The 18,901-nt window shown below is 55.7% G+C and carries 20 protein-coding genes; 12 read left to right on the forward strand and 8 right to left on the reverse strand.

The annotated features are described in order from the left end of the window. Positions 1 to 36: 36 nt before the first annotated feature. The 3 genes from IMQ56_RS10400 to yfcG form a co-directional block, all read right to left on the reverse strand. Positions 37 to 930: a TIGR01777 family oxidoreductase gene (locus tag IMQ56_RS10400; RefSeq protein ID WP_017692995.1), complete on the reverse strand. Its 894-nt coding sequence runs from the start codon at positions 928 to 930 to the stop codon at positions 37 to 39. A gap of 13 nt (positions 931 to 943) precedes the next feature. Then, complete coding sequence (folX, locus tag IMQ56_RS10405) at positions 944 to 1,312, reverse strand: dihydroneopterin triphosphate 2'-epimerase (protein ID WP_003861432.1); 369 nt, start codon at positions 1,310 to 1,312, stop codon at positions 944 to 946. A gap of 75 nt (positions 1,313 to 1,387) precedes the next feature. Further along, complete coding sequence (yfcG, locus tag IMQ56_RS10410; protein ID WP_003861434.1) at positions 1,388 to 2,017, reverse strand: GSH-dependent disulfide bond oxidoreductase; 630 nt, start codon at positions 2,015 to 2,017, stop codon at positions 1,388 to 1,390. Positions 2,018 to 2,157: 140 nt separating this feature from the next. Between yfcG and yfcF the strand changes: the two genes are divergently transcribed. Genes yfcF through yfcD form a run of 3 tightly spaced genes read left to right on the forward strand, consistent with a single transcriptional unit; the run spans position 2,158 to position 4,032 of the window. Next, positions 2,158 to 2,802: a glutathione transferase gene (yfcF, locus tag IMQ56_RS10415; RefSeq protein ID WP_017692996.1), complete on the forward strand. Its 645-nt coding sequence runs from the start codon at positions 2,158 to 2,160 to the stop codon at positions 2,800 to 2,802. A 56-nt stretch (positions 2,803 to 2,858) separates the two neighbouring features. Continuing rightward, positions 2,859 to 3,410, forward strand: a complete 552-nt coding sequence (gene yfcE / locus IMQ56_RS10420) for a phosphodiesterase (RefSeq protein WP_017692997.1) — start codon at positions 2,859 to 2,861, stop codon at positions 3,408 to 3,410. Between the two features lie 55 nt (positions 3,411 to 3,465). After that, positions 3,466 to 4,032 carry an NUDIX hydrolase YfcD gene (gene yfcD, locus IMQ56_RS10425; RefSeq protein ID WP_006811396.1) on the forward strand — a complete coding sequence of 189 codons (567 nt, stop codon included), beginning with the start codon at positions 3,466 to 3,468 and terminating at the stop codon, positions 4,030 to 4,032. A 3-nt stretch (positions 4,033 to 4,035) separates the two neighbouring features. Here yfcD and IMQ56_RS10430 read toward each other — a convergent pair whose 3' ends face one another. After that, a complete protein-coding gene (locus IMQ56_RS10430) occupies positions 4,036 to 5,055 on the reverse strand; it encodes a LacI family DNA-binding transcriptional regulator (protein WP_017383439.1) in 1,020 nt (339 codons plus the stop codon). A gap of 236 nt (positions 5,056 to 5,291) precedes the next feature. Between IMQ56_RS10430 and IMQ56_RS10435 the strand changes: the two genes are divergently transcribed. The 5 genes from IMQ56_RS10435 to IMQ56_RS10455 all read left to right on the forward strand — a co-directional run bounded on the left by IMQ56_RS10435 (position 5,292) and on the right by IMQ56_RS10455 (position 9,273). Next, the gene (locus IMQ56_RS10435) at positions 5,292 to 5,735 is read left to right on the forward strand and encodes a PTS sugar transporter subunit IIA (protein ID WP_017383438.1); all 444 of its coding nucleotides are present in this window, start codon (positions 5,292 to 5,294) and stop codon (positions 5,733 to 5,735) included. A gap of 79 nt (positions 5,736 to 5,814) precedes the next feature. Beyond that, the gene (locus IMQ56_RS10440; protein WP_003861447.1) at positions 5,815 to 6,087 is read left to right on the forward strand and encodes a PTS sugar transporter subunit IIB; all 273 of its coding nucleotides are present in this window, start codon (positions 5,815 to 5,817) and stop codon (positions 6,085 to 6,087) included. A 21-nt stretch (positions 6,088 to 6,108) separates the two neighbouring features. Continuing rightward, a complete protein-coding gene (locus IMQ56_RS10445; protein WP_017383437.1) occupies positions 6,109 to 7,500 on the forward strand; it encodes a PTS ascorbate transporter subunit IIC in 1,392 nt (463 codons plus the stop codon). Next, a complete protein-coding gene (locus IMQ56_RS10450; RefSeq protein ID WP_039270261.1) occupies positions 7,497 to 8,327 on the forward strand; it encodes a transketolase in 831 nt (276 codons plus the stop codon). The genes IMQ56_RS10445 and IMQ56_RS10450 overlap by 4 nt, the downstream gene beginning before the upstream one ends. Beyond that, entirely contained in the window at positions 8,320 to 9,273 is a 954-nt protein-coding gene (locus IMQ56_RS10455; RefSeq protein WP_015572265.1) for a transketolase family protein, read from the forward strand. Before IMQ56_RS10450 ends, IMQ56_RS10455 begins: the two co-directional genes overlap by 8 nt. A 108-nt stretch (positions 9,274 to 9,381) precedes the next feature. On the opposite strand, the gene pta is transcribed toward IMQ56_RS10455, so the two are convergent. Both pta and ackA read right to left on the reverse strand, forming a co-directional pair. Then, positions 9,382 to 11,523, reverse strand: a complete 2,142-nt coding sequence (gene pta / locus IMQ56_RS10460) for a phosphate acetyltransferase (RefSeq protein ID WP_047636877.1) — start codon at positions 11,521 to 11,523, stop codon at positions 9,382 to 9,384. Positions 11,524 to 11,598: 75 nt separating this feature from the next. After that, entirely contained in the window at positions 11,599 to 12,801 is a 1,203-nt protein-coding gene (gene ackA, locus IMQ56_RS10465) for an acetate kinase (RefSeq protein ID WP_015572267.1), read from the reverse strand. Positions 12,802 to 13,138: 337 nt separating this feature from the next. Between ackA and yfbV the strand changes: the two genes are divergently transcribed. The 4 genes from yfbV to IMQ56_RS10485 all read left to right on the forward strand — a co-directional run bounded on the left by yfbV (position 13,139) and on the right by IMQ56_RS10485 (position 16,760). After that, the gene (yfbV, locus tag IMQ56_RS10470) at positions 13,139 to 13,594 is read left to right on the forward strand and encodes a terminus macrodomain insulation protein YfbV (protein ID WP_032669438.1); all 456 of its coding nucleotides are present in this window, start codon (positions 13,139 to 13,141) and stop codon (positions 13,592 to 13,594) included. A gap of 92 nt (positions 13,595 to 13,686) precedes the next feature. Continuing rightward, positions 13,687 to 14,181: a YfbU family protein gene (locus IMQ56_RS10475; RefSeq protein WP_032669440.1), complete on the forward strand. Its 495-nt coding sequence runs from the start codon at positions 13,687 to 13,689 to the stop codon at positions 14,179 to 14,181. An 11-nt stretch (positions 14,182 to 14,192) separates the two neighbouring features. Continuing rightward, the gene (locus tag IMQ56_RS10480; RefSeq protein ID WP_032669441.1) at positions 14,193 to 14,852 is read left to right on the forward strand and encodes a sugar phosphatase; all 660 of its coding nucleotides are present in this window, start codon (positions 14,193 to 14,195) and stop codon (positions 14,850 to 14,852) included. A gap of 75 nt (positions 14,853 to 14,927) precedes the next feature. Beyond that, the gene (locus IMQ56_RS10485) at positions 14,928 to 16,760 is read left to right on the forward strand and encodes an SLC13 family permease (protein ID WP_047636881.1); all 1,833 of its coding nucleotides are present in this window, start codon (positions 14,928 to 14,930) and stop codon (positions 16,758 to 16,760) included. Between the two features lie 80 nt (positions 16,761 to 16,840). Here the strand turns inward: IMQ56_RS10485 and yfbR are convergent, their stop codons facing one another. Both yfbR and alaA read right to left on the reverse strand, forming a co-directional pair. Next, on the reverse strand, positions 16,841 to 17,440 hold the full coding sequence (gene yfbR, locus IMQ56_RS10490; protein ID WP_108394058.1) for a 5'-deoxynucleotidase: 600 nt from the start codon (positions 17,438 to 17,440) through the stop codon (positions 16,841 to 16,843). 117 nt (positions 17,441 to 17,557) lie between these two features. After that, complete coding sequence (gene alaA, locus IMQ56_RS10495) at positions 17,558 to 18,772, reverse strand: alanine transaminase AlaA (protein WP_003861471.1); 1,215 nt, start codon at positions 18,770 to 18,772, stop codon at positions 17,558 to 17,560. Positions 18,773 to 18,901 lie beyond the last annotated feature (129 nt).

Raw genomic sequence — 18,901 nt, forward strand, 5'->3', positions numbered from 1 at the left:
CATCTCATCCAGACATGGCGTATAACTCTAACATATTCACTGCACCACATCCCCCAGCGCCTCTTCCAGGTCATACCAGCGGAACGTGAACCCGGCCGCTTCCAGCCGTTTTGGCAGCGCGCGTTGCCCGCCCAGCACCAGCACCGAAGACTCACCCATCAACAGACGAATCGCCGTTGCAGGCACGCGCAGCACCGCCGGGCGATGCAGGGCATGCCCCAGGGCGTGAGCAAATTGTTCATTACGTACGGGGTAAGGGGATACCATGTTAAATGGCCCGCGCAGATCGTTATCCAGCAGCCAGAGAATGCCGTTGACCATATCCTCGATATGGATCCACGCCAGATACTGACGACCATTGCCGATGGGCCCGCCAAGCCCCATTTTAAACGGCGGCAGCATTTTACCGAGAATACCGCCCTTCGGCGCAAGTACCACGCCGGTGCGCAGCAGGCAGACGCGGGTACGATCGCTTTGCGCCGCGCAGGCGATGCGCTCCCACTGGGCGCAGAGTTTATGGGTAAACTCGTTGTGCGGCGGCTCCTCTTCGGTCACCACCACTTCACCGAGATCGCCATAGTAGCCTGTAGCAGAGCCGGAAATCAGCACCGAAGGCGGCGTCTCGCTGTTGCGAATCAGCTCAACCAGCCTTTCGGTCATGTTCCAGCGGCTGCTGCATAAACGCTGTTTTTGCTCTTCGGTCCAGCGTTTATCGGCGATAGGTTCGCCAGCTAGGTTGATGACGGCGTCAAAGCCGTTCAGATCCTGCCTTTCCGCCAGGCCTTTCCAGATCTCAACGCCGGCGCCCAGCACCTGGCGCGCTTTCTCCGGGCTGCGCGTGACCACGGTAATGTCGTGATGCAACGCCTGCAAACGTGGAATGAGATGGCGACCAATCAGGCCCGTACCGCCGGTGAGCAGGATCTTCATACAACCTCCAGGTTTACGCCTGGCGCTGCCAGCTTAACGTCATGGAGACGGAGTCGGCGTAGCGCAGGGCGTGAAGTTTATCGATCTCCACTTCAGCATAAGTGACCCAGTGGTGTTCGCGTGCGATGTCGAGCACATCCTGAGTTAATTTTTCCAGTAGCGCAAAACGGTTGTTCTCAACGTACTGGATGATGCTTTTGGTGATCGTGCGATAGTTCAGCGCGTCATTGATGTCCTCGCTGGCACGCGCCTTGTCTGCCGGGTAGTGGATCACTACATTCACCACGATATCCTGGCGATTCGCGATCTCCTCCTCCTTGATACCAATAAACGTGCGTAAGCGTAAGTTTTTTATACGAATAATAGCGTCATGCTGGGACATTGCAGGTCTTCTCCGTGTCAGTATTTTCACCTCATCATACATGAGGAAAACACCTGCACCCAACGGGGCGCAGGCTCAAATCTGATGGATTTTTTGCATGGCGCGTTCGGTGGCCGGGCGCGTCCGGATGCGCTCAAACCAGTTGTTCACTGCCGGATAAGTGGCCAGATCGATCCGGTGGCGTTCATGGGTGTTAATCCACGGCCAGCAGGCGATATCTGCAATGCTGTAATGCTCACCTCCCAGCCACGGTGATTTTTCCAGCCGACGGTTCAGGACCCCGTACAGGCGCTGGGTTTCGACCTGATATCGCTCAATGGCGTAAGGGATCGTCTGCGGCGCATAGGCGGTAAAGTGGTGATTCTGCCCCAGCATTGGCCCCAGGCCGCTCGACTGCCAGAATAACCATTGCAGCGTGTGATGACGCTCGCGCAATTCACCGCTCAGGAGCTTGCCGGTTTTCTCTGCCAGATAGAGCAAAATCTCTCCAGACTCAAACAGGCTTAACGGTTTGCCGCCGTCAGAAGGCAGGTTATCAATGATGGCCGGAATTTTATTGTTGGGCGATATGGCCAGAAAAACGGGGCGGAACTGGTCGCCTTTACTGATATCCACGCGAATGATCCGGTAGTCCACTTCGGCTTCTTCGAGAAAGAGGGTGATCTTATGGCCATTAGGGGTGGGGGCATAATAGAGATCTATCATTCTCAACTCCTGTCAGTGCGAATAGTGTTGCCATAAAAAATCAGTATAGGTGCTTGTTGTAAATCGTGAGTTTTCATCAAGTGACAGCGAGGCAAAGAGATTATATGTTGAGTGAAAACCGATCAGCCGATGAGGATGTTATGAGCCAGCCTGTAATAACGTTGTGGTCCGATGCGAACTTTTTTTCTCCTTATGTCATGAGCGTTTATGTGGCGCTGGCAGAAAAGGGGCTTACTTTTAGTCTGAAAACCGTCGACCTGGACAGCGGCGAACATCTGAAGCCCCAGTGGCAGGGCTACGCGCTCACTCGCCGAGTCCCTGTGCTGGAGATCGACGGTTTTGAGTTGAGTGAATCCTCGGCGATTGACGAGTATCTTGAGGACCGCTTTGCCCCGCCAGAGTGGGAACGCATCTATCCTCACGATCTGCAAAAGCGCGCCCGCGCTCGCCAGATCCAGGCATGGCTGCGTAGCGACCTGGTGCCGATTCGCACAGAACGCTCTACGGACGTGGTGTTCGCTGGCGTCAAAAAGCCCGCCCTCAGCGAGGAAGGCTTATCCAGCGCCCGGAAGCTGATCGAAACTGCCTCATCGCTGCTGGCGCAGGGTAACCCCAACCTGTTTGGCGAGTGGTGTATTGCCGACACCGATCTGGCGCTGATGCTCAATCGCTTGATCCTCAACGGCGATGACGTCCCACAGCTGCTGGTGGATTACGCCACATTCCAGTGGCAACGCGCGTCGGTACAGCGCTATCTGGCACTCTCTGCTAAGCGCGCGGGCTGATAAGACGGGGCGCTTGAGGTATGATAGGGGCAGTCTGAATTCCTGAGGAGTAACTGATGAAACTGATGTTTGCGTCGGATATTCATGGATCGCTGCCCGCGACCGAACGCGTGCTTTCTCTGTTCGCCCAAAGCGGGGCGCAATGGCTGGTGATCCTGGGCGATGTGTTAAACCACGGCCCACGCAATGCGTTGCCGGAAGGCTATGCTCCCGCGCAGGTGGCGGAAAAACTTAATCATTTTGCCTCGCGCATTATCGCCGTTCGCGGCAACTGCGACAGCGAAGTTGACCAGATGCTGCTGCATTTTCCCATCACCGCTCCCTGGCAACAGGTGTTGATGGAAAACAGCCGTTTGTTCCTGACCCACGGGCACCTGTTCGGCCCGGATAACCTGCCGTCACTCGCCGCTGGCGATGTCCTGGTTTATGGTCATACTCATATTCCGGTGGCGGAAAAACGCGGGGCGTTTTATCACTTTAACCCCGGGTCTGTTAGCATTCCTAAAGGCGGCAACCCGGCAAGCTACGGCATGTATGAGGACGGGACATTAAGCGTTATCGCACTTAATGATCAGCAAGTTATTGCGCAGATAGCGATTAATCCGTAAGTTACACCACAACTGCAAACGCGCCGTAAGAGCGCTTAGACGAGAAGGTTTCCCGATGGTGGAGCAGAATCATTTGGCAAGTACTGAGTGGGTTGACATTGTCAGCGAAGAGAATGAAGTGATCGCGCAGGCCAGCCGCGAACAAATGCGTGCGGAGCGTCTGCGTCACCGCGCGACGTACATCGTTGTTCATGACGGCATGGGCAAGATTCTGGTCCAGCGTCGCACCGACACCAAAGATTTTCTTCCTGGTATGCTGGACGCCACAGCGGGTGGCGTTGTGCAGGCCGATGAAGTATTGCTGGACTCCGCGCGTCGTGAAGCGGAAGAAGAGTTAGGTATCGCTGGCGTGCCGTTTGCCGAGCACGGACAGTTTTATTTCGAAGATGAGCATTGTCGCGTCTGGGGCGGGCTGTTCAGCTGCGTTTCCCACGGACCTTTCGCCTTGCAGGAAGAGGAAGTGAGCGAAGTGTGCTGGATGACGCCGGAAGAGATCACCGCGCGTTGCGACGAGTTCACGCCAGATTCCCTTAAAGCACTGGCGCTGTGGATGACCCGCAACGCCAAAAACGAATCCGCTAAACCGGAAAATAAGGCAGAAAAAGAGGAAGAGGCTGAGTAAGCCTTAACAGCTTTCCCGCAGACACAGGCTGGACGCGATGGGTTTATGATCGCGCCAGTCTCCGTCATTCAGACGTTCCAGTAACGCTTTCCCGGCTTCAATCCCAATCTTGCGATGCGGTACTGCCATCGTCGTCAGCGGCGGCTGACAGACGCGGCTGACGTCGCTGTCGCCAAAGCCCACGACCGCTAAATCGTCCGGCACTTTGATGCGCCGACGCTGGCACTCATACAGCGCGCCGCAGGCCAGTTCATCTGACACGCACACCAGCGCATCCAGCTCCGGCCACGCCAGCAGGAACTCTGGCAATTGTGCCGCACCGGTGGAGAAGTTCGGCGGCATGGCGGCATTAATCACTCTGTTCGGCGACAGGTGGTGGCGCAGCATCGCCTTGTACCAGCCCTGCAAATGCTGCTGAAAAATCCACTGCTCCTGGTTAGCGCACAGCAGGCCGATATTCTGGTAGCCACGCTGAATCACCATCTCGGTAAGTTCATACATGGCGGCGACGTTATCAATCCCGATATTCATATCAATCGGATCGGCACGCATTGCACCCATTTCCATCACCGGGATAGAGGCGTTTTTCAGCCAGTGGCGTACGGTATCGGAGTGCTCGACGCTGAGCAGTATCGCTGCGGCGATATTTGAGGCCAGCAGCGTTTCGAGCAGTTTCTCTTCCTGTTCAAGACGATGCTGAGATTCAGCCAGCATGATCTGGTATCCGGCTGGCTGGAGCACCTGCTGTAGCCCGGCGAACATCTCGGAACAGCCAGCTTCGGAAAGATTGGGAACTACCATCGCGATCGTCCATGACGACGCCGATGCCAGTGCGCTGGCGGCAAGATTGGGCATATAACCCAGCTCCTGCACCGCGGCTTCAATTTTTTCACGCAGTTTATCGGAAACCTGTTCGGGCGTGCGGAGGGCACGGGAAACAGTCATCGTGCCTACGCCGGCAAGCTGTGCGACATCCGCGAGCGTTACTTTTCCGGTACTGCGCCGTTTTCGGGTTAAAGACATACATCTTCCTGCTGACAGGACGCGATTCAGTTTCATCCTTCATTTTACGTGACAGGCAGTATACGCCTTAAATCCCTTTTTTTGCTGTGATTTCGCACCATGATAGCAATTTGATAGCGCTATCACAGTTCTGCATGTTAGTCGTTGGTAGCGCTATCTTTGTGATCGCGATCGCAGTCATTGATTGATGGGTTGAATAGAGTTTGCCCATGTCTGGTCTTTAGCGGGAGTGAAAAATGCTCAAAAAGTGGATATATGATACAACCATCATTCTACAGGATAGCGTTGAAAGCTGGCCCCAGGCGCTGGAACTGTGCGCGAAACCGCTGCTGGATTTGCAGGTCATTGCGCCGGAATATGTCACGGCTATCATCGAGCAGCACCAGACGTTAGGTCCCTACTATGTGCTGGCTCCAGGGCTGGCAATGCCACATGCGCGACCGGAAGAAGGGGCGAAAGGACTTGGCCTGTCATTATTAAAGCTGAAACAGGGCGTCTCTTTTGGTGCCGGTGAGTTTGACCCCGTCGATGTGATTGTGATGCTGGCGGCACCGGACAAGCATAGCCATATCGAAATGATCTCAGCCTTAGCGGAATTATTTTCCAGCGACGAAGATATGGCTGAATTACATCGGGCGAATACGCTGGAGGAGATAAAAACCGTTATCGATCGCTTCTGATTTAATTATTTAATCCGATTCATCTCAACATTACGCGTCAGCGTGATGGGGCGTACTCTACTCAAAAAAGGGGATAACAATGAAAATCATGGCTATTTGCGGCTCCGGCCTGGGCAGCAGTTTTATGGTCGAAATGAATATTAAAAAGGTGCTCAAAAAACTGGAAATTGAGGCCGAGGTTGAACACTCCGATCTCTCCTCGGCCACGCCGGGCGCGGCGGACCTGTTTGTAATGGCGAAAGACATTGCCGCCAGCGCCAGCGTGCCGGAAAGCCAGCTGGTGGTAATCAACAATATCATCGATATCAACGAACTCGAAGCGCAGCTGCGCGCCTGGTTCGAAAGACAATAATCCTGATAAGGCGAGGTGGATATGTTTATCCTTGAAACGCTGAATTTCGTTGTTGATATTTTAAAAGTCCCTTCAGTGCTGGTAGGTTTAATTGCTCTGATTGGTCTTGTGGCGCAGAAAAAAGCCTTTTCGGATGTGGTAAAAGGCACAATTAAAACCATTCTCGGCTTTATTGTACTGGGCGGCGGCGCAACTGTGCTGGTGGGCTCTTTAAATCCGCTCGGCGGTATGTTTGAGCACGCCTTTAATATTCAGGGCATTATTCCAAACAATGAAGCTATTGTATCGATTGCCCTGGAGAAATATGGCGCTTCCACCGCGCTCATTATGGCCTTCGGGATGGTGGCGAATATTATTGTTGCGCGCTTTACCCGCCTGAAATACATCTTCCTCACCGGGCATCACACCTTCTACATGGCATGCATGATCGGCGTGATCCTGACGGTTGCAGGCTTCGAGGGGGTCGGGCTGGTCTTTACCGGTTCGTTGATCCTCGGCCTGATTATGGCCTTCTTCCCGGCGATTGCGCAGCGCTATATGAAGCGTATTACCGGCAACGATGAGATCGCCTTCGGTCATTTCGGCACGCTGGGCTACGTGCTGTCCGGCTGGATTGGCAGCAAGGTCGGGAAAGGCTCGCGCTCCACCGAAGAGATGAACCTGCCGAAGAACCTTAGCTTCCTGCGTGACAGTTCAATCTCCATCTCCCTGACCATGATGATTATCTACCTGATCATGGCGGTGAGCGCCGGACGTGAGTACGTGGAGGCCACCTTCAGCGGCGGCCAGAACTACCTGGTGTACGCCATCATTATGGCCATCACCTTCGCGGCAGGCGTGTTCATCATCTTGCAGGGCGTGCGCCTGATTCTGGCGGAAATCGTCCCGGCCTTTACCGGCTTCTCGGAAAAACTGGTGCCCAATGCGCGGCCTGCGCTGGACTGCCCGGTAGTCTACCCGTATGCGCCAAACGCGGTGCTGATTGGCTTCCTGTTTAGCTTCCTCGGCGGGATTGTTGGGTTGTTCATCTGCGGTCAGTTTAGCTGGGTGCTGATCCTCCCGGGCGTTGTGCCGCACTTCTTCACCGGCGCAACGGCGGGCGTGTTCGGTAACGCCACCGGTGGACGCCGCGGGGCAATGATTGGCGCGTTTGCTAACGGCCTGCTGATCACCTTCCTGCCGGTCCTGCTGCTGCCTGTTCTGGGCGCAATTGGCTTTGCGAATACGACCTTCTCGGACGCTGATTTTGGTGCGGTCGGGATTGTGCTGGGCAACCTGGCACGCTTCCTGTCGCCGCTTGCCATCACCGGACTGGTTGTTGTGTTGTTCGCGCTGCTGGTGGCCTACAACGTCTTCGCTAAAAACAAACCTGCCAGCGGTAACGCGCAGGAAAACCCCGGAGCCAAATCATGAATGAGAATGAAATAACCGAACTGGCGCGTCAGATCCGCCTTGAGACGCTGAAATCCCTTACGCAGCTGGGTTTTGGGCACTACGGCGGCAGCATGTCAGTCGTTGAAACGCTGGCCGTTCTGTACGGCGCGGTGATGAAAATTGACCCGGCCGATCCGGACTGGCCAGAGCGCGATTACTTTGTGCTGTCGAAAGGCCATGCGGGGCCGGCGCTGTACAGCACGCTGGCGATTAAGGGCTACTTCCCAATTGAAGAGCTGAGCACGCTGAACCAGAACGGGACGCGTCTGCCAAGTCATCCGGATCGCCTGAAAACACGCGGCGTGGATGCCACCACCGGTTCACTGGGGCAGGGGATCTCCATCGCTGGCGGCATGGCGCTGTCGCACAAGCTGGCAGGAAGGCCAAACCGGGTGTTTTGCATCGTTGGCGACGGAGAACTGAATGAAGGGCAGTGCTGGGAAGCCTTCCAGTTTATCGCTCACCATCGACTGAATAACCTGACGGTATTCGTGGACTGGAACAAACAGCAGCTCGACGGCGAGCTGGACGAAATCATCAGCGCCTTCGACCTGGAAGGCAAATTCCGCGCCTTTGGTTTTGACGTGGTGACGGTGAAAGGGGATGACATTCCGGCGCTGCTGGAGGTGACCGCGCCGATCCCTGAGGCTGATGCGCGTCCGCGGGTGGTGATCCTCGACAGCATCAAAGGGCAGGGGGTGCCATACCTGGAACAGCTCAGCAACTCGCATCACCTGCGATTAACCGAGGAGAGCAAAGCGGCGCTTAACGAGACGATTCGCCAACTGGAGGCTTCACATGATTAAGGTTGCACCGACAGGACAGAAAGATGCCGTTGAGATGCGTAAGGTCTACGCGGGTTTTGTGGCAAAACAGATTGAGGCTGGCAGTGAGATTATCGCCCTGGAAGCCGACCTGATGAGCTCGATGGCGATGGACGGCGTGGCGCGCGATTACCCACAGCACGTCATCAACTGCGGCATTATGGAGGCCAACGTGATTGGGACGGCCGCCGGGCTGTCGCTCACCGGACGGAAGCCGTTCGTCCATACCTTTACCGCCTTTGCCAGCCGTCGCTGCTTTGACCAGCTGTTTATGTCCCTGGACTACCAGCGCAATAACGTGAAGGTGATTGCCTCGGATGCGGGCGTGACGGCCTGTCACAACGGCGGGACGCATATGTCGTTTGAGGATATGGGCATCGTGCGCGGTCTGGCGCATTCAGTGGTGCTGGAGGTGACCGATGCGGTGATGTTCGAAGATGTGCTGCGTCAGCTCATCGACCTGGAAGGCTTTTACTGGGTAAGGACCATCCGTAAACAGGCGCCGAGCGTGTATGCCCCGGGGTCAACCTTCACCATCGGCAAGGGCAACGTGCTGCGCGAGGGAACCGATATTACCCTGATTGCTAACGGCATTATGGTGGCGGAAGCGCTGGAGGCGGCGCGCCAGCTGGAGCAGGAGGGGGTAAGCGCAGCGGTCATCGACATGTTTACCCTGAAGCCCATCGATCGGATGCTGGTGAAAAACTATGCCGAGAAAACCGGGCGTATTGTGACCTGCGAAAATCACAGCATTCACAACGGGCTGGGGTCGGCGGTGGCGGAAGTGCTGGTGGAAACCTGTCCGGTGCCTATGCGGCGGGTGGGGGTGAAGGAACGGTATGGTCAGGTGGGTACGCAGGACTTCTTGCAGAAGGAGTATGGCCTGACGGCACATGACATTGTGTCGGCGGCGCGAGAGTTGCTGTAATAAAAAAGGCGACCATTTGTGGTCGCCTCTCTTGCCGGATGGCGCTTCGCTTATCCGGCCTATAAAACCGTAGGCCCGGTAAGCGCTAGCGCCACCGGGCTTTTTAGCTTACTGCTGCTGCGAAGACTGGATCGCGGTCAGCGCGATGGTGTAGACGATATCGTCAACCAGCGCACCACGTGACAGGTCGTTCACAGGTTTGCGCATGCCTTGCAGCATTGGCCCGATGGAGATCAGGTCTGCTGAACGCTGTACCGCTTTATAGGTGGTGTTACCGGTGTTCAGATCCGGGAAGATGAACACGGTAGCGCGACCTGCAACCGGCGAGTTCGGCGCTTTGGATTTCGCCACGTCAGCCATTACCGCGGCATCGTACTGGAGCGGGCCGTCGATCATCAGATCCGGACGTTTTTCCTGTGCAATGCGGGTCGCTTCACGGACTTTCTCTACGTCACTACCTGCACCAGAGGTGCCGGTGGAGTAGGAGAGCATCGCGACGCGTGGTTCGATACCGAAGGCAATCGCGGAGTCCGCAGACTGGATAGCGATTTCTGCCAGCTGCTCTGCGGTTGGGTCCGGGTTGATCGCACAGTCGCCGTAAACGTAAACCTGTTCAGGCAGCAGCATGAAGAACACGGAGGAGACCAGAGAGCTGCCCGGTGCGGTTTTGATCAGCTGCAACGGTGGGCGGATGGTGTTCGCGGTGGTGTGAACCGCACCGGAAACCAGACCGTCAACTTCGTCCTGCTCCAGCATCAGCGTACCCAGCACCACGTTGTCTTCCAGCTGCTCACGCGCAACGGCTTCGGTCATGCCTTTGTTCTTACGCAGCTCAACCAGACGGGCAACGTAGCTTTCGCGGACCACGTCAGGATCAACGATTTCGATGCCCGCGCCAAGCTCAACGCCCTGCGACGCCGCAACGCGGTTGATCTCATCCGGGTTACCCAGCAGCACACAGGTCGCGATACCGCGCTCTGCACAGATGGCCGCCGCTTTAACGGTACGTGGTTCGTCGCCTTCTGGCAGAACCACGCGTTTGCCCGCTTTACGCGCCAGCTCGGTCAGCTGGTAACGGAAGGCTGGAGGAGACAGACGACGGCTGCGCTCGGAAGTCGCCGTCAGGGATTCGATCCAGTCTGCGTTGATGTAGCCCGCAACGTATTCCTGAACTTTCTCGATACGCTCGTGGTCATCAACCGGCACTTCGAGGTTGAAGCTTTGCAGGCTCAGGGAGGTCTGCCAGGTGTTGGTGTTCACCATGAAGACTGGCAGGCCAGTGGCGAACGCACGTTCGCACAGCTTGCTGATACGCGCGTCCATTTCGTAGCCGCCGGTCAGCAGAATGGCACCGATTTCCACGCCGTTCATCGCCGCCAGGCAGGCAGCGACCAGCACGTCCGGACGGTCTGCGGAGGTCACCAGCAGGGAACCTGCGCGGAAGTGCTCCAGCATGTGCGGAATGCTGCGCGCACAGAAGGTCACGGACTTCACGCGGCGGGTGTTGATATCGCCTTCGTTGATCACGGTGGCGTTCAGGTGACGCGCCATATCGATTGCACGGGTGGCAATCAGATCGAAGCTCCATGGCACCGCGCCCAGAACAGGCAGCGGGCTGGAATCCTGCAACTTAGCCGGGTCAACTTTGATGACTTTCGCTTTGGAAGAGTCGTCAAAAATTTCGGACAGGTCAGGACGTGTACGGCCCTGCTCATCTACTGGCGCGTTCAGCTTGTTAACAATCACGCCGGTGATGCTGGTGTTTTTCGCACCGCCGAAGCTGCTGCGCGTCAGTTCGATACGCTCTTTCAGCTGCTCTGGGGTATCCGTGCCCTGAGACATCACGAAAACGATCTCTGCGTTCAGGGTTTTCGCGATTTCAAAGTTCAGAGACTGGGCAAACTGGTGTTTACGGGTCGGGACCAGGCCTTCAACCAGCACCACTTCCGCGTCCTGCGCGTTTGCGTGGTAGTTGGCAATGATCTCTTCCATCAGCACGTCTTTCTGGTTGCTGGAGAGCAGAGATTCAACGTGGCTCATCTTCAGCGGTTCAGCCGCTGGCAGATTGGAGTTCTTGCGAACGATGGTGGTGGTCTGGTCTGGCGCATCGCCACCGGCACGTGGCTGGGCGATAGGCTTAAAGACGCTCAGACGAACGCCTTTGCGTTCCATAGCGCGGATCACGCCGAGGCTGACGCTGGTCAGGCCGACGCTGGTTCCGGTAGGGATCAGCATAATAGTACGGGACACGGTTTATCCTCTTTCGTTACCGCCGCGTTGGGCGGGTTACAAAACAGCACCGCCAGCATTGCTGGCGGTGTGGAATCAGGCAGTCAGGCGGTGCGCGTCTTGCGCAATGACCAGCTCTTCGTTAGTTGGGATAACGATAGCAGGGCGGGTGCCTTCTTTGTTGATGAAGCCAGACTTGCCGAAGCGGGCAGCCAGGTTACGCTCATGATCAACTTCGAAGCCCAGAACGCCCAGTTTGCCCAGGGACAGTTCACGTACCATTGCCGCGTTCTCACCGATACCGCCGGTGAAGATAACAGCATCCAGACGGCCTTCCATCAGCGCGGTGTAAGAACCGATGTACTTCGCCAGACGGTGGCAATAAACGTCCATTGCACGTTTAGCGTCAGCTTTTTCTGCGTAGTTGTCTTCAACGTAACGGCAGTCACTGGTGACCTCGGTCAGGCCCAGCAGGCCAGACTCTTTGGTCAGCATTTTGTTGATGTCGTCAACGCTCATGCCCAGGGTGTCGTGCAGGTGGAAGATGATCGCCGGGTCGATATCACCGGAACGGGTACCCATCACCAGACCTTCCAGCGGGGTCAGACCCATAGAAGTGTCAACACACTTACCGTTGCGGATAGCGGAAACAGAACCACCGTTGCCCAGATGGCAGGTGATAATGTTGACTTCTTCAACCGGCTTGTTCAGCACTTTTGCGGCTTCCTGAGTCACATAGAAGTGGCTGGTGCCGTGAGCGCCGTAACGACGGACGCCGTGCTCTTTGTACAGGCTGTATGGCAGGGCATAGAGGTAAGACTCTTCCGGCATGGTCTGATGGAACGCAGTATCAAACACGGCCACGTTTTTGTCTTTCAGACTCGGGAAGGATTTCAGTGCTTCAGCGATACCGATCAGGTGAGCCGGGTTATGCAGCGGTGCGAAAGACGCAGAGTCTTTGATACCCTGAATCACGGAGTCGTCGATTACCACGGAACTGGTGTATTTTTCGCCGCCGTGGACGATACGGTGACCAATTGCGGTCAGCTGAGCAGACAGTTCTGGTTTTTGTGCCAGAATAGTGTTAACGATAAAGTTCAGCGCTTCACTGTGAGCGGCGCCTGCACCTAAAGCCGCTTCTTGTTTGCTGCCGTCCATCTTCCACTTGATACGTGCTTCAGGCAGATGGAAACATTCGGCCAAACCAGAGAGGTACTCGTCACCGTTGAGCGCATCGATGATGGCGAATTTCAGTGAGGAGCTACCGCAGTTCAGAACCAGTACTAACTTACTCGACATGGAAGTACCTATTATTGATACGTGGCTAAAAAAACGTCAGTGAGTCTAAAAGCGTAACGCATGCTGACCCAGACATTTATGATTAACATCATGCCAAACGAACATTCTGGCAGGATGGAAGAAATACCTATGATTTTAAGCCATTTTGAACATTTTTCAGACAATGGCATAATATGCGATAATTTGACGAGTTAACGCTTATCGTCTACGGCCCTATCAGGCTGGCACAGGATACCCGATACGGGGTAGCGATGACAAAATATTTTGAACGTTGTCATAGCCTGTTGTGGTTTTGCACGAAAATTTTAATTTTTATATGTGAAGTTGAGGTACAGCCATGTCGACACCCGAAATCCCGTCCGTGAACTTTTTTAGTCTGTTTCGTCGGGGACAGCATTACGCAAAGACATGGCCGATGGAAAAGCGCCTCGCGCCCATGTTTATTGAAAATCGCACTATTCGCGCCACGCGTTATGCGATTCGCTTTATGCCCCCGATTGCCGTTTTTACCCTGTGCTGGCAGATAGCGTTAGGTGGACAGCTTGGCCCTGCCGTCGCGACGGCGCTCTTTGCGTTAAGCCTGCCGATGCAGGGGCTATGGTGGTTAGGTAAACGTTCCGTCACGCCACTTCCGCCTACTATTTTACACTGGTTTTATGAAGTGCGTGGAAAGCTGGAGGAGGCGGGCCAGGCGCTGGCGCCGGTTGAAGGCAAGCCGGACTATCAGGCGCTGGCGGATACCCTCAAGCGTGCGTTTAAACAGCTTGATAAAACATTCCTCGATGACTTGTGATTGATCATCGAAACGACGACCAAAAGAAGGCACAGTAACAATCAGTTACCGTGTCTTTTTTTTACAGTGCAATGCGCTACAGGAGTCGAAAGATGGAAATGACCCATGCTCAACGTCTGATTTTGTCTAACCAGTACAAGATGATGACTATGCTTGATCCCGATAACGCTGCGCGCTACAGCCGCCTGCAAACCATTGTCGAACGTGGTTTTGGCTTGCAGATGCGCGAACTGGATCGCGAATTCGGCGAACTGAAAGAGGAAACCTGCCGTATCGTTATCGACATCATGGAGATGTACCATGCGCTGCATGTGTCCTGGACCAATCTGAAGGACCAGGAGACCATTGACGAGCGCCGCGTGACGTTCCTGGGCTTTGATGCTGCGACGGAAGCGCGCTATCTGAGCTATGTACGCTTTATGGTGAATACCGAAGGGCGCTACACCCATTTTGATGCGGGTACGCACGGCTTCAACGCCCAGACCCCGATGTGGGATAAGTATCAACGTATGCTGAGCGCGTGGCACGCCTGTCCGCGTCAGTACCATTTAAGCAGCAACGAAATTCAACAAATCATTAATGCCTGACGGAGGTGCGTGTGCAGTGTAAAGGTTTTCTGTTTGATCTGGACGGTACGCTGGTGGATTCGCTACCGGTGGTGGAGCGCTCGTGGTGCCACTGGGCCGACCGGCACGGCATCGACCATCAGGACGTACTGAATTTCATCCATGGCAAACAGGCCATTACCTCATTGCGGCACTTCCTTGCGGGACGTTCTGAGGAAGATATTCAGGCGGAGTTCCGCTATCTTGAGCAGATTGAAGCTACCGATACCGAAGGCATCACCGCGCTGCCCGGTGCGCGTGAACTGCTTGAGCACCTGAATGAAGCGCAGATCCCGTGGGCTATCGTCACCTCCGGCTCGGTTCCCGTCGCGCATGCCCGTCATAAGGCGGCAGGTTTACCGACGCCGGACGTCTTCATTACCGCTGAGCGCGTGAAGCGCGGCAAGCCTGAACCGGATGCGTTTCTGCTCGGCGCAGAACTGCTTGGCCTTGCGCCAGCGGAGTGCGTGGTGGTGGAAGACGCGGCGGCAGGCGTGCTGGCCGGGCTGAACGCCGGAAGCCACGTCATTGCCGTTAACGTCCCGGCGGGTTCCCCCCGGCTGGAAGAGGCGGATTTCGTGCTTAACACCCTGACCGCCATCGACGTCTCGAAGGCGTCAGACGGAGTTGTAACCGTCTCGCTAAAAATGTAATCCCATGATATAGCCCCGCATTACCGGGGCTTTTTTATGGCAGAATTGCTTCTCCTCCACTGACAAGGACATGTTGTGAACGGTGAACTGATTTGGGTCCTGAGCCTGCTGTTAATCGCCATCATTCTTTTTGCCACGGGCAAGGTGCGCATGGATGCCGTCGCCCTGTTTGTGATTGTCGCATTCGTTCTGAGCGGTACCCTTTCCCTGCCGGAAGCCTTTTCCGGGTTTAGCGATCCCAACGTTATTTTAATTGCCGCCCTGTTTATTATTGGCGACGGGCTGGTACGCACCGGCGTGGCGACGATGATGGGGTCGTGGTTGGTTAAGGTGGCGGGCAGCAGCGAAACCAAAATGCTGATTTACCTGATGCTGACGGTCGCCGGGCTGGGCGCGTTTATGAGCTCTACGGGCGTCGTGGCCATCTTTATTCCGGTCGTGCTGAGCGTCTGCATGAGGATGCAGATCTCCCCGTCGCGGCTGATGATGCCGTTGAGCTTCGCCGGGCTCATCAGCGGCATGATGACGCTGGTCGCGACGCCGCCGAACCTCGTCGTGAACAGCGAACTGATCCGTGAGGGGCTTGAGGGGTTTAGCTTTTTCAGCGTTACGCCGATCGGGCTGGTGGTACTGGTGATGGGCATTATCTATATGCTATTGACCCGTTTTGCGCTGAAAGGGGAGAAGCAGGATAAAGCCAAAGAGGGCTGGAAGCGGCGCTCTTTCCGCGATCTGATTAAAGAGTATCGTCTGACCGGGCGTGCCCGACGTCTGGCTATCCGCCCGGGATCGCCCATGGTGGGGCAGCGGCTGGATGACCTTAAGCTACGCGAACGCTATGGCGCGAACGTCATCGGGGTTGAGCGCTGGCGTCGTTTTCGCCGGGTGATCGTTAACGTGAACGGGGTGTCAGAGTTTCGCGCGCGTGACGTCCTGCTGATTGATATGTCCACCGCAGACGTGGATCTGCGGGAGTTTTGTAGCGAGCAGCTGCTGGAGCCGATGGTCCTGCGCGGCGAGTATTTCTCTGACCAGGCGCTGGATGTGGGAATGGCCGAGGTGTCGCTGATCCCGGAATCGGAGTTATTGGGCAAAACCGTGCGTGAAATCGGCTTTCGTACCCGCTATGGCCTCAACGTGGTGGGCCTGAAGCGCGATGGCGTAGCCCTTGAAGGGGCGGTGGTGGATGAGCCGATCCTGCTGGGGGATATCTTCCTCGTGGTCGGCAACTGGAAACTGATTAGCCAGCTCGGGCAGAAAGGCCGCGATTTTGTGGTGCTGAATATGCCGATTGAAGAGAACGATGCATCACCGGCGCACAGCCAGGCGCCCCATGCGATTTTTTGCCTGGTATTGATGGTCGCGCTGATGCTGACGGACGAGATCCCTAACCCGGTGGCGGCGATAATCGCCTGTCTGTTAATGGGCAAATTCCGCTGTATTGACGCCGAAAGCGCTTACAAAGCGATTCACTGGCCGAGCATCATTCTCATCGTCGGGATGATGCCCTTCGCCCTGGCGCTACAGAAAACCGGCGGGGTGGATTTGATCGTGAAAGGCTTAATGGACGCGGGCGGGGGATATGGTCCGTACCTGATGATGGTTTGCCTGTTCGTCATGTGCGCCACCATTGGTTTGTTCATCTCCAATACCGCAACGGCGGTGCTGATGGCGCCCATTGCGCTGGCGATGGCAAAATCGATGGGCGTTTCGCCGTATCCGTTTGCGATGATGGTTGCGATGGCGGCGTCCGCGGCATTTATGACGCCGGTCTCTTCCCCGGTCAATACGCTGGTGCTGGGGCCCGGGAATTATAGGTTCAGTGATTTCGTGAAGCTGGGTGTGCCGTTCACCGTGCTGGTGATGTTGGTGTGCGTGGTATTGATACCGGTCCTGTTTCCGTTCTGAGCATTTTGCCGGGTGGCGGCTACGCCTTACCCGGCCTACAACCCCGTAGGCCCTGCAAGCGCAGCGCCGCTGGGCGAAAATCAGAGTGGCGAATCCTGGCTAATCTCATCCAGCGACAAATGGAAGCTCGGCACAAACACGCGCATAAAGTAGTCCATCTCTTCGCTGCGACGGGATTCCAGCGTTTTTTCCAGACGCGTTTTTGCCAGTAAAAATTCGTTATTCCCGGCGGATAACTCTTCCAGACACTTCAGGTAGGCGCACAGCGCATCGGCCTGCTTAACCAGGGATTTCTCCTCTTCCGTATACTGATGCTCATCGATCAGCGGCCCGAAGATATCGCGCAGCTCTTCAGGCACCATGTCGATCAGCTTCTGCTGGGCAATCTTCTCAATGGCCTTATATTCCTGGGCAATCTGCGAGTTGAAATATTTCACCGGCGTAGGCAGATCCCCGGTCAGCACTTCCGATGCATCGTGATACATCGCCAGCAGGGCGATACGTTCGGCATTCACCTGCCCGTTGAATTTGCGGTTTTTAATCGCGGCCAGCGCGTGCGCGACCATGGCAACCTGCAAACTGTGCTCAGACACATTTTCAGTACGCACGTTGCGCATCAGCGGCCAGCGGCTGATGAGTTTCAGGCGGGAGAGGTGGGCAAAGAAATGACTCTGACTCATAGGTTACCTTATGTCTTCACTGCGACAGACTTCATTGTGCGGGGAGGGGAGGGAAGATGCAAATTTGCGGATGTTGCAGGCCGGGTAAGCGCAGCGCTACCCGGCGGAAAGTCAGCGTTACTGATGGTACCCGGAGAGGAAGCGCCCGAAGCGGCTGATGGCCATCTCGAGATCGTCTTCGCGCGGCAGGGTGACGATACGCACGTGATCCGGCCACGGCCAGTTAAACGCCGTTCCCTGAACCAGCAGCACTTTTTCCTGCAACAGGAAGTCGAGCACCATTTTCTGGTCGTCGTGAATATTGAAGCGCTTCGCGTCGATTTTCGGGAACATGTACAGCGCGCCGTTAGGCTTCACGCAGGAGACGCCCGGAATATCATTAATCAATTCCCATGCGCGGTTGCGCTGTTCATACAGGCGGCCGCCTGGAACGATAAACTCGCTGATGCTCTGATAGCCGCCGAGAGCTGTCTGGATCGCATGTTGCGCCGGTACGTTGGCGCACAGACGCATGGATGCCAGCATCTCCAGCCCTTCAATGTAGCCTTTCGCATGTTTTTTCGGACCGTTCAGTACCATCCAGCCCTGACGGAAACCGGCAACGCGGTAAGTTTTAGACAGTCCGTTAAAGGTGACCGTCAGCAGATCGGGCGCCAGCGCGGCGATAGAGTGGTGCTGCGCCGCGTCGTACAGGATCTTGTCGTAAATCTCGTCGGCAAAGATGATCAGGTTGTGCTGGCGGGCGATCTCGACGATCTCCATCAGCAGCTCTTTTGAATAGACCGCACCCGTCGGGTTATTCGGGTTAATGATCACGATACCCCGGGTGCGCGGGGTAATTTTGGCGCGAATATCATCCAGATCCGGGAACCAGTCAGAGGATTCGTCGCACAGGTAGTGCACCGCTTTACCGCTGGACAGGGACACCGCAGCCGTCCACAGCGGATAATCCGGGGCAGGAACCAGCATTTCATCGCCGCTGTTCAGGAGCGCCTGCATCGCCTGAACGATCAGCTCCGAGACACCGTTGCCAATGTAGATATCTTCAACGGTGACGTCGCGCATACCGCGAGCCTGATAGTGCTGCATGATGGCTTTACGGGCGGAATAAAGCCCTTTTGAATCGCAGTAGCCTTGTGCAGTGGGCAGGTTACGGATCACATCCACCAGGATCTCATCCGGCGCTTCAAAACCAAATGGCGCGGGGTTGCCGATGTTGAGTTTCAGAACCTTATTGCCTTCCTCTTCAAGGCGTTTTGCCTCTTTGAGTACCGGGCCACGGATGTCGTAACAGACGTTGTCGAGCTTGCTGGATTTTTCGATAGGGGACATGAACCTTTAACCTTTTCGCTATTATTGCAACTTCCTGCCGTGGAAGTGAGCACGGAACAATGTACTCCCACCGCGCTTCGTTTTGAAGGGCGCACAGAAGAAGATTTCGTCCAACCGGGCAATGCCGCG

Source organism: Enterobacter sp. Res13-Sevr-PEC09-46, from assembly GCF_015672585.1.
Lineage (GTDB): Bacteria > Pseudomonadota > Gammaproteobacteria > Enterobacterales > Enterobacteriaceae > Enterobacter > Enterobacter hormaechei_C.

Bases quoted from the DNA above. Each gene is read 5' to 3' on its own strand.
- IMQ56_RS10400 (WP_017692995.1), bottom strand. From the start codon at position 930: ATGAAGATCCTGCTCACCGGCGGTACGGGCCTGATTGGTCGCCATCTC.
- folX (WP_003861432.1), bottom strand. From the start codon at position 1,312: ATGTCCCAGCATGACGCTATTATTCGTATAAAAAACTTACGCTTACGC.
- yfcG (WP_003861434.1), bottom strand. From the start codon at position 2,017: ATGATAGATCTCTATTATGCCCCCACCCCTAATGGCCATAAGATCACC.
- yfcF (WP_017692996.1), top strand. From the start codon at position 2,158: ATGAGCCAGCCTGTAATAACGTTGTGGTCCGATGCGAACTTTTTTTCT.
- yfcE (WP_017692997.1), top strand. From the start codon at position 2,859: ATGAAACTGATGTTTGCGTCGGATATTCATGGATCGCTGCCCGCGACC.
- yfcD (WP_006811396.1), top strand. From the start codon at position 3,466: ATGGTGGAGCAGAATCATTTGGCAAGTACTGAGTGGGTTGACATTGTC.
- IMQ56_RS10430 (WP_017383439.1), bottom strand. From the start codon at position 5,055: ATGTCTTTAACCCGAAAACGGCGCAGTACCGGAAAAGTAACGCTCGCG.
- IMQ56_RS10435 (WP_017383438.1), top strand. From the start codon at position 5,292: ATGCTCAAAAAGTGGATATATGATACAACCATCATTCTACAGGATAGC.
- IMQ56_RS10440 (WP_003861447.1), top strand. From the start codon at position 5,815: ATGAAAATCATGGCTATTTGCGGCTCCGGCCTGGGCAGCAGTTTTATG.
- IMQ56_RS10445 (WP_017383437.1), top strand. From the start codon at position 6,109: ATGTTTATCCTTGAAACGCTGAATTTCGTTGTTGATATTTTAAAAGTC.
- IMQ56_RS10450 (WP_039270261.1), top strand. From the start codon at position 7,497: ATGAATGAGAATGAAATAACCGAACTGGCGCGTCAGATCCGCCTTGAG.
- IMQ56_RS10455 (WP_015572265.1), top strand. From the start codon at position 8,320: ATGATTAAGGTTGCACCGACAGGACAGAAAGATGCCGTTGAGATGCGT.
- ackA (WP_015572267.1), bottom strand. From the start codon at position 12,801: ATGTCGAGTAAGTTAGTACTGGTTCTGAACTGCGGTAGCTCCTCACTG.
- yfbV (WP_032669438.1), top strand. From the start codon at position 13,139: ATGTCGACACCCGAAATCCCGTCCGTGAACTTTTTTAGTCTGTTTCGT.
- IMQ56_RS10475 (WP_032669440.1), top strand. From the start codon at position 13,687: ATGGAAATGACCCATGCTCAACGTCTGATTTTGTCTAACCAGTACAAG.
- yfbR (WP_108394058.1), bottom strand. From the start codon at position 17,440: ATGAGTCAGAGTCATTTCTTTGCCCACCTCTCCCGCCTGAAACTCATC.
- alaA (WP_003861471.1), bottom strand. From the start codon at position 18,772: ATGTCCCCTATCGAAAAATCCAGCAAGCTCGACAACGTCTGTTACGAC.